The 8,692-nt window shown below is 46.6% G+C and carries 9 protein-coding genes and 1 pseudogene; 3 read left to right on the forward strand and 7 right to left on the reverse strand.

Features of this window, described 5'->3' with window-relative positions; all coding sequences use genetic code 11:
• Both K4A83_RS23695 and purS read right to left on the reverse strand, forming a co-directional pair.
• On the reverse strand, nucleotides 1–127 hold a 127-nt coding region (locus tag K4A83_RS23695; protein ID WP_407810256.1), incomplete at its 3' end, for a helix-turn-helix domain-containing protein.
• A gap of 188 nt (nucleotides 128–315) precedes the next feature.
• Entirely contained in the window at nucleotides 316–591 is a 276-nt protein-coding gene (gene purS, locus K4A83_RS20825; RefSeq protein ID WP_265266623.1) for a phosphoribosylformylglycinamidine synthase subunit PurS, read from the reverse strand.
• Between the two features lie 158 nt (nucleotides 592–749).
• Here purS and K4A83_RS20830 point away from each other — a divergent pair, with 158 nt between their 5' ends.
• Nucleotides 750–1,157: a Fur family transcriptional regulator gene (locus tag K4A83_RS20830; protein ID WP_265266624.1), complete on the forward strand. Its 408-nt coding sequence runs from the start codon at nucleotides 750–752 to the stop codon at nucleotides 1,155–1,157.
• A gap of 522 nt (nucleotides 1,158–1,679) precedes the next feature.
• Nucleotides 1,680–2,633, forward strand: a complete 954-nt coding sequence (locus tag K4A83_RS20835; protein ID WP_265266625.1) for a PEP-CTERM sorting domain-containing protein — start codon at nucleotides 1,680–1,682, stop codon at nucleotides 2,631–2,633.
• Between the two features lie 203 nt (nucleotides 2,634–2,836).
• Here K4A83_RS20835 and K4A83_RS20840 read toward each other — a convergent pair whose 3' ends face one another.
• On the reverse strand, nucleotides 2,837–3,556 hold the full coding sequence (locus K4A83_RS20840) for a choice-of-anchor W domain-containing protein (RefSeq protein WP_265266626.1): 720 nt from the start codon (nucleotides 3,554–3,556) through the stop codon (nucleotides 2,837–2,839).
• Between the two features lie 457 nt (nucleotides 3,557–4,013).
• On the opposite strand from K4A83_RS20840, the gene K4A83_RS20845 reads away from it, so the two are divergent.
• On the forward strand, nucleotides 4,014–5,165 hold the full coding sequence (locus K4A83_RS20845) for a pyridoxal-phosphate-dependent aminotransferase family protein (protein WP_265266627.1): 1,152 nt from the start codon (nucleotides 4,014–4,016) through the stop codon (nucleotides 5,163–5,165).
• A 330-nt stretch (nucleotides 5,166–5,495) separates the two neighbouring features.
• On the opposite strand, the gene dndE is transcribed toward K4A83_RS20845, so the two are convergent.
• The 4 genes and pseudogenes from dndE to K4A83_RS23700 all read right to left on the reverse strand — a co-directional run.
• A complete protein-coding gene (dndE, locus tag K4A83_RS20850; RefSeq protein WP_265266628.1) occupies nucleotides 5,496–5,879 on the reverse strand; it encodes a DNA sulfur modification protein DndE in 384 nt (127 codons plus the stop codon).
• Between the two features lie 252 nt (nucleotides 5,880–6,131).
• Nucleotides 6,132–7,097 (reverse strand): glycosyltransferase family 2 protein, encoded by a 966-nt coding sequence (locus tag K4A83_RS20855; protein ID WP_265266629.1) that lies wholly within the window; start codon nucleotides 7,095–7,097, stop codon nucleotides 6,132–6,134.
• 34 nt (nucleotides 7,098–7,131) lie between these two features.
• Nucleotides 7,132–8,388 carry a pentapeptide repeat-containing protein gene (locus K4A83_RS20860; RefSeq protein ID WP_265266630.1) on the reverse strand — a complete coding sequence of 419 codons (1,257 nt, stop codon included), beginning with the start codon at nucleotides 8,386–8,388 and terminating at the stop codon, nucleotides 7,132–7,134.
• A 220-nt stretch (nucleotides 8,389–8,608) separates the two neighbouring features.
• Nucleotides 8,609–8,692: pseudogene (locus K4A83_RS23700) on the reverse strand (RNA-guided endonuclease TnpB family protein); the annotation flags it as partial.

An 8,692-nucleotide genomic window follows, 5' to 3' on the forward strand; every position in this document is an offset into this window, starting at 1 on the left:
CTTTACCAGATGCCTTGCAAAGCGCAAGAGCATCATTCCAGACCACACGAACACAACCAAACAATTGAGCTAATCTCTTTTGTTGTTGGTCTGTCGGGTAAAATCTGTATTGATATCTAGCTTTCATTGCTTGTGCTAAGATGGGTCTGTATATCTATTGTATATTGGTCTGCTTGAAATGACAAGCAATCTACGCAGGGAAAGGCATAGTGTTTCTAACCTAAAAGTACATAGTGCTTAAACAGTACATCCAAAACCCAGAAAAGCCGCCCTAGAAGGGCGGGGTTTTAAACCCATTTTTCTGATAAAAACACCCTAAACCTTTGCCGGATTCCCAACTTCATCCAACTCAAAACAAAAATTCTCAATCACCGGATTGGCCAACACCTGATCACACATTTGTTCTAGCTGATCCTTTGCGCTGACCTCATTTTCTGCACTCAGGCTCACCTCAATATACTTGCCAATTCTCACCTGTTCCACGGTGGTATAGCCTAACTGTTCTAGTCCAGACTTCACTGCAACCCCGGCCGGATCCAACACAGACGGGCGAAGTGTCACATAGATACGCGCTTTATAGTTAATCGCCATGATTTTCGGAAAAAGTGACAGATTCCATCATATCTCAGGTCTTAAGGCAGGGGAAACCGACAAACGTTAAGATTTAAGGAAGTTGCGGTCTTCAGCTACACTGAGGGTGAACAACATCGCAATTTTATTTTTTGGCTGACCCCCCAGACAAGACCTCTATGAAAACGCGGACTCGTTCTCAAGAACGGATTTTAAACTTACTTAAAACCATCAACACCTCCCTTTCTGCTCAAGAGATGTATCTAGAATTGCGTAAAAGCAAGCAGAATATGGGACTCGCCACCGTTTACCGTTCTCTCGAAGCCCTGAAACTAGAGGGGTTAGTACAAGTCCGCACCTTAGCCACGGGGGAATCTCTGTATAGCTTAGTACAGAAAGACCAGCATCACCTGACTTGTCTCAATTGTGGTCGTTCCATTGCGATCGCAGAATGTCCCGTCCACGAACTAGAACACCAACTCCAAACCTCCCACCAGTTCAAAGTCTACTACCACACCCTCGAATTTTTTGGTCTCTGTCAACAGTGCCAAGCCATAGAAAACGTATCCTCCCCCTCCCCATCCTAAAACCCAGCTTCATCAAAACTTAAAGATCCGCCCTGCGCCTTCCTGCGCCTTCCTTCTCTCTCCATCGGGGAGGGGGGCATAGGATCTGAGTTTCCCTGTGACTCATTCATGCAGAAACCACCCCCCTCTTTTTGCGACAATTGGCTGATTTAATCTCAACATTTAGCGGATTAATTAATAGAAACTCTGCCTGTTCTTTGAACCCTTAATTTTAGGGACTTCACCTCCTCCTCTACCTCACCCATTCCGCACTCTCCGTAAAAGCCACATTTTCTAATAATTTGATATCCGTATTTATACAGAAAATTCAGTATTATCCCCTAACAAATCTCCCCTAAAATATTAGTCATTTTTGGAAGAATAAACTTTTGTAACAATCGGGAACTTTTTTTGTAAAGCTTAGAACAAGTTTTTATTTTCCTATTGTCATGCCCTAATTCTAACGTTAAGGTTGAACTATGAACAACGAAAGGGCGTATCTACAAAACACAAAGTACGCATACTTCAACAGGGGGAACGACAATGAAAACGAATCTGGTTAAAACATTATTTGGTACCGCTTTAGCCACCGCTTGCGCCTGTGCAATGGCAGTACCTGTCCAAGCTGGAACCCTTTGGAATTATTCTTGGGACTCCTTTAAAGATGGTTCAGGAGACTTAACTCAAAATGGTGGCACAGGCGGACATGGGGTCGGTCTCAAAAGCAACTTTGAAATGTTTGGCATGGCCTATGTTGAAGACTTAGTGAACGACACCGTGACCTTTGCCTTTAACTCCAATATCCACCTTGACGGCTGGAAATATAACGGCGTACAAAACGGAACCATTGCTTGGGGTGACTTATTCCTGAACTTGAATCCTGACAAAACCTTTGAACAAGTTAAAGGGACTTCTGATTTATTGGCTATCCGTTTCTCATCTAAAAATGACTCTGGTGTGACCGGAGGAGAAACCGGAATTTTCTCAGGTGTCACCACGAAAAACGTCACTTCAACAAACTCTGGTTACAGCAGCTATAACCAGTACAATAAGTATGTAACGGATAAAAAGGGGACTGTTGAGTTAATTGACGGGATGACCCTAGCAGAAAGCCAAGCTTACTTAGGCACTCATGGTCATAGCGTCATCAACACCTATCAAGAGAAACTCGGCAACATTACCCTCCTAGACGTTGCTCAACTCTCTACATTAGGGTTGGACTTCTCCGCACAAGCTGCTAAAGATGGCTTAGGCACAGTATTAGGAACTCAAACCTTTGGTTTCAGCTTTGCCCGTTCCTTACTGCCTCAAGGGGAATTATCTTGGATTGCTCATGTGTTGGCCGAATGCGCCAATGATACGATGGGCATGATGGGAACCTTTGCTGATAATACCCCCGTCGAGCCTGAAGCTGTTCCCGAACCCGCTTCTTTACTAGGATTAACCTTGGGTGCTGCGGCCCTCGTAGGTGCAAAACGCCGCCAACAAACCGCCTAGTTTGAGTTGAGTTAGATTTTTGGTTTCTTCCTGAGTAGAGGGTTTTTGCCCTCAATTAATATCCCCCCTGTTTTTAGCGACTAGGGAGGATATTTTGTTCTTGATGGGTTTCAACCCGTCGCGTTCGACAGCCCTTGAGTGAACTACTCCACCCTGCCGTTGGCGAGGATGGGGCTTCCTGATTCAAATTAAAGGGCTAACTCTCACTCTTTATTTTTAGGTTTGCCTTTCACCAAGAACCCTAACAGGGCTAAAGAGAATAAAGAAATCCCCATGGGTTCAGGAACTTTTTCTCCTGACAATTTAAGTTGATAGGCTAATTCCGAGTTCACGGGAATTGCACAGTCTTTCCAACTCATAACCGATTGACCCGTTAGAGTAAAACTGCCCACAATATCAGAAATGTGTAGATATTTGGGTGTTGTATCGCAATTTTGACCCCAACGACAACCTTGGTTAAATGTCCAGCCTAAGCGGCCGCTACCCTGTTCATCGGTTAGGGACAGACCCATGAGTGCCATGCGGCTATCATATTCATAAGCAACAGTCCGAATGAGTAAATCGGAAAAACTACTCACCCCCAAATTGGTTTTAGACAGTTCCACATCACCCACAATATAGGTTAAGGTTTTGGCAACACTATCAAAGGTCAGGGAAAAATCTACCGCTTGCCCACTCACCCAATCATAGTTTGCTTGTTCCCGATTGAGATGGCTGTTGGTGCTGTCGTGAATATTGACTTGATGATCTCCAACACGACCAATGCGGGATTCGGCTGTCCATTGCCAAGGGAGGTTTAAACCTAATGCTTCAAATTCTGTTTGAGTATAACGATTTAATGTAAAGGCTTCTGCCGCACTGTTGCCAAGGATTAAACCGAGGGCGGTGAGAGAAAGTGCGATCGCCGTTTGTTTGTAGCCCATAATTATGACCCTCTGTGATAGATAATATTCCAGTCCTATCCGTCAAGCCACTGATTTGTCCTTTGTGGTCTTTACTGTACCCAGTCTTAGACCGTGGTTTTTAGGAAAAATGAATAGAGGTAGCTGAGGAGGAACTAGAGTTTATACTTACTTCTTCTCCAACCTACGCAACAATTTCTATCATCGTCAATAAAAACCCTGACAAGCTTATTAAAACTTTAGAGGATAGTGAACAGATAACTCCGTAATATTACAGAATATTTCAATTGAGTCATGGTGAGGGCAGGAAAAAACCGCAAGTTTTAGCTAGAAACCGAGAAGTCATTGTTTAGCATCCCAATCCATCGTAGATTGACAAACATCTAGCGGGCGCAATATAATGGGTGGCTATTTCTTTTTGCACCTCTCTGTCCTTGGCACAGATGTTAGGGTGGATTTTAATTCTCTAAGGCGCACGATGAAAGATAAAAATATGTTAATGATTCCGGGGCCTACTCCGGTTCCGGCACAGGTGTTACAAGCAATGGCCAAGCACCCCATTGGCCACCGCAGTGGGGACTATAGCAAGATACAAGAAGAGGTCAGCGCGAATTTAAAATGGCTGCACCAAACCGCCCAAGATGTACAGATGCTGACGGTTAGCGGCACAGGAGCAATGGAAGCGGGGATAATTAATTTTCTCTCCCGAGGCGACCGTGTTTTAGTCGGATGCAATGGAAAATTCGGCGAACGTTGGGGAGAAGTAGCGGAAGCCTATGGTTTAAATGTAGAACGCATCACCGCAGAATGGGGGAAACCCTTAGACCCGGCCGCCTTTCAAGAGAAATTAGCCGCCGATACCGAAAAACAAATTAAAGCGGTGATTTTAACCCATTCGGAAACCTCGACGGCCGTTTTAAATGACCTCGAAACCATTAATAAAGCGGTGAAAGAACACGGGGAAGCCTTAATTATGGTGGATGCTGTCACCAGTATGGGTGCAATCAGTGTCCCTATTGATGAGTGGGGTTTAGATGTGGTAGCTTCCGGGTCGCAAAAAGGGTTCATGATTCCCCCCGGTTTAGGGTTTGTGGCCGTGAGTGAGAAGGCATGGAAAGCCTACGAAACGGCAAACTTACCCCGCTATTATCTGGATTTGGGCAAGTATCGCAAAGCAACGGCTAAACATACTACACCCTTCACCCCTCCAGTGAACTTAGTCTTTGGTTTACAAGTGGCTTTACAAATGATGCGGGAAGAAGGCTTAGAGGCGATTTTTGCCCGTCACCAACGGTTAACTCAAGGCACTCGTGCGGCAGTGAAGGCGTTAGGATTATCTCCCTTTGCTCCGGATGATTGTGCCAGTCCGGCTGTAACGGCGGTTTTACCGACGGGTATTGAGGCGGAGGCTATTCGTTCCACTTTACGGAACAAGTTTGATATTGCTATGGCTGGGGGACAAGATCACCTGAAAGGGAAGATTTTCCGCATTGGTCATTTAGGGTTTGTTTGTGAGCGGGATATTTTAGCCGCGATCGCCGCTTTAGAAGCTACTTTACAACAATTAGGCTACGAAGGCGCAACCCCCGGCGCAGGTGTGGCAGCCGCCGCCGCCGTGTTTGTGGGTTAAAAGATGAACGACCCCACTGTACAGACGGGTGGGGAAACCAATCCCCCAAGCTTGACAAGTTAAGGCTTTTCTCCTCTTGTCAGGGTTAGGGAATAATTCTTAATTCCCTGACTCCCGGACTTTTTCAGCAGACCCTAATTAGGGTCTGCTGAATACCCCTCTCTAAGCAATTTTAATAGGGCTTGGGGCCATTTTAAGGGCGAGAAACTGCAAGGTTTTAGAGATAAATAATCAAAAAGTCTTACCTTTTTTCGACTCCCTCTGTTCCCTGTTCCCTAGCCCCACGAGTAGAGTTATATGCCTAACGGCACGCTTCGCGTACAGCAAGCCCTAATTATCAATTATTTGTATTAAATCCTCAATCCGCTTTAAGTCGGAATCCCCGGCTAAATAACCAATTCCCCGATGAAGATGGAGACGGAACTGAGTGGCAAGGGTTTCAGGATCGGTGCCGAGTCCATCTTGTTCACAGCGTTGTTTAAGCGCAATGGTGAGGAAATCGGCCATTTCTCCCCCAAAGACTCGCCAAACTAACTCAACATTACTATCGGCGGGTAACGGTACGGGGGAGGGAATCGTTGGCTCTGCGAGGGAACGACAAAACGCCCAACGACAGAGGATGTTCCACTGGTCAATTTTGGTCTGGCGTTTGAGTTTTGTTAGTTGTTCTTTAGCGGTTTGGGACAGTCGAAAGCGTTCTACAGGAGGTTCCATAATTAGGGAATGGGGAATGGGGAACAATAATTAGGGCTTGCTGAATAACTTGGGGAGCAGGGGAGTCGGGTGTCATGTCATTGACTAACTTTAGTCAGAAACCGGGTTGCGTTCATTGTCTAGTTTTCTCGATACACCCTAGCAAAAACCCGGTTTCTAATATCAATTATCAATTCCCTTGTTGAGTCTAGCGTTGGGCTTTTTCAGCAGACCCTAATTACGGTTTGCTGGGGAATCGGTAGAGCGAACAAGTTAGGCCTTGGATTCTCCTCGATCTCCCACTTCCGACACGACATAAAGCGGACGGCCTTTGACTTCCTCATAAATGCGACCAATATACTCCCCTAGAATACCAATACTTACCAATTGAACCGCTCCCAAGAAAAACACAGCAATTAAAATAGTGGCCAAACCCGTCACCGGAGAATCAGGGGCAACAATGCGCCAATATAACACCATTCCGGCCATAATGAGCGCCACCAGGGCCGCACAGAGTCCGGTATAGGTGGCCAGTCGTAAGGGGACTTTGGAAAACGAGACTAATCCATCAATGGCAAGGGAGAGAGACTTAGTAAAGGTATATTGGCGATCGCCTGCAAAGCGTGGACTCCGTTCAAAGCGCACAGAAGTTTGAGCAAATCCCACCCAAGATCGTAATCCTCGTAAATAGCGATTCCGTTCCGGCAAATGGTTTAACACCTCCACCACCTGCCGATCCATCAAGCAAAAATCCCCACTATCTAGGGGAATATCGACATGGGCCAACCGTTGCAAAAGGCGATAGAACACATAGGCATAAAAGCGTTTTAACCAGTGTTCTTGATGTCGTTTTGTCCGTTGGGCATAAACCACCTGATAGCCCTCTTGCCAGCGTTCAATCATCATTAAAGCCACTTCTGGGGGATCTTGTAAATCCGCATCCATGATAATCACTGCCTCCCCCTGAGCAAAGTGTAAACCTGCCGTGAGGGCGATTTGTTGCCCAAAATTCCGCGCCAAACTGATATAAGTGACCCGGGAATCCTGTTGATGGAGATTCCGCAAGAAAGCTAAAGACTGATCCCGACTGCCATCATTAATAAAAACCCATTCCATTTCCCCATCAAGGCGATCGCTCAACCCATCCAAACGACGATACAACTCCCCTAAATTCCGCTCCTCGTTATACACCGGAATCACAAAAGAATAGCGAGGATTCCCCCCCTCTCGATTGCCCATAATCTCCTGAAAACCCACTTTAGCCCATTTTCCTCTAACGACCTAAATGATTAGGAATGCCTTCACACCCTCCCGGAATGGTTGCCCGGGTTTTCTCTCCCCCCCAACAGCAGCAATAATACCTTTGTTCCTCACTCAAACGTTGAACCCCTGTAAAATCGGCTTTTTCCACCACTGCCCCCGTATAGGCCCCGGTTTCATAATCCGGTGTTGCATTAGGCAGACGGGGCGTTGCGGTTTCCACAGACCCATAGAATAAACGAGTCCCTTTTAAATCCGCCCCCCGTAAATTAGCCTCATAGAGAACCGTCCGCGCTAAATTCGCCCGCACTAAATCACAACGACTTAAATCCGCCCCAATCATATAGGCATCACTTAAATCCGTCCAGCGCAAATCCGTTTCCGACAAATCGGCCCGGGCTAACATCACCCCCAAATCAATCACCCGTAGGCCATGCTGACGATCTTCAGCATAGCCCCCGGCCCCATCTAAAATCGCCCGACCCAGCAAACCATCGCGCTTGAGGGGTGTCACCAGTTTGGACTGGGAGAGAAAGCGTAAAATCTTGGCCTTTCCTCCCGCGTCCACACTGCTCAAAATAGCGGCCGTGCGTCCTTCAGCAAACGCACGTTCTTGGGGCCAATCTTCCAGCAGTCCCTCATCACTCAAGGCTAAATCGGAAATCCCTTGAAAATAAGCATCAATGGTCTGTTGTTGGGTAATGATATTTTGCCGGGTGGTTAAGTCTTTAGAAATCACATATTGCTGCCAGGCTACATAAACAGCAATCACGGCAATCATAATCTGACCCACAGCCCCAAACCACTCGGCCCAGGAACCAAACTCGTCCCATTTGGCTTGATTTAACCAACTGCGCACCCCTTGATAGACTCCGAACACTTGACCAAAGCCTGCGATCGCCCCCACAATACCCACAATCCCTAAAAGAATCCGTCGTTCATCGGGGGTCAGAAACTTAGTTAACCAGCGTCGAATCGCTGGAATGGTGATCCGTAGAGAGATTAACAGTGCCACTAAAGCCCCCGAAAACAGCATTAAACCGACATCAAACAGCCAACCCACCATCATCACCGCAATGGCCACAATAATCAGCCAAGCGTTCAATGTCTCCAAGGTAATTACCAAGGGAGTGAACTGGGCTTGAGGGATAACAAACGATTTTGTTCCGTTGTTCAGTAAGGGGGAAGGGGACTGAGACAATAAGGAAGAGGACTCCTGATCTACCGAATTGGGTTCTGAGTGAACGGTCGGTTTCCCTGAAGAGGTCATAGGGGTTTACTTTGACGGGGGTAGGTTAAGAGAGGTACCTTAAACTGTAGTTCATTTTAGAAAAAATATGGAAGATTTTGAAACCCTCAATGGGATAATTGGCGGATTGGCGGTTATCATCGCCATCGGTGCTTTTTTGATGATGTTCACCACAGTATTCACTACCAAGCGTTAAGAAGTTGACGTTCTCCCCCGCCTGAAGGCAGGGGGATTCATCGTTCTACGAGTCTCCGTTAGCTGACAGGATTTCTCCAACCAACCAAGAGGGAATCTCTCCCGATGCGTGAATTCGGGCGCGCCCCAC

Origin of the sequence: Spirulina subsalsa FACHB-351, from assembly GCF_026130165.1 — a bacterium.
GTDB classification, from domain to species: domain Bacteria; phylum Cyanobacteriota; class Cyanobacteriia; order Cyanobacteriales; family Spirulinaceae; genus Spirulina_A; species Spirulina_A subsalsa_A.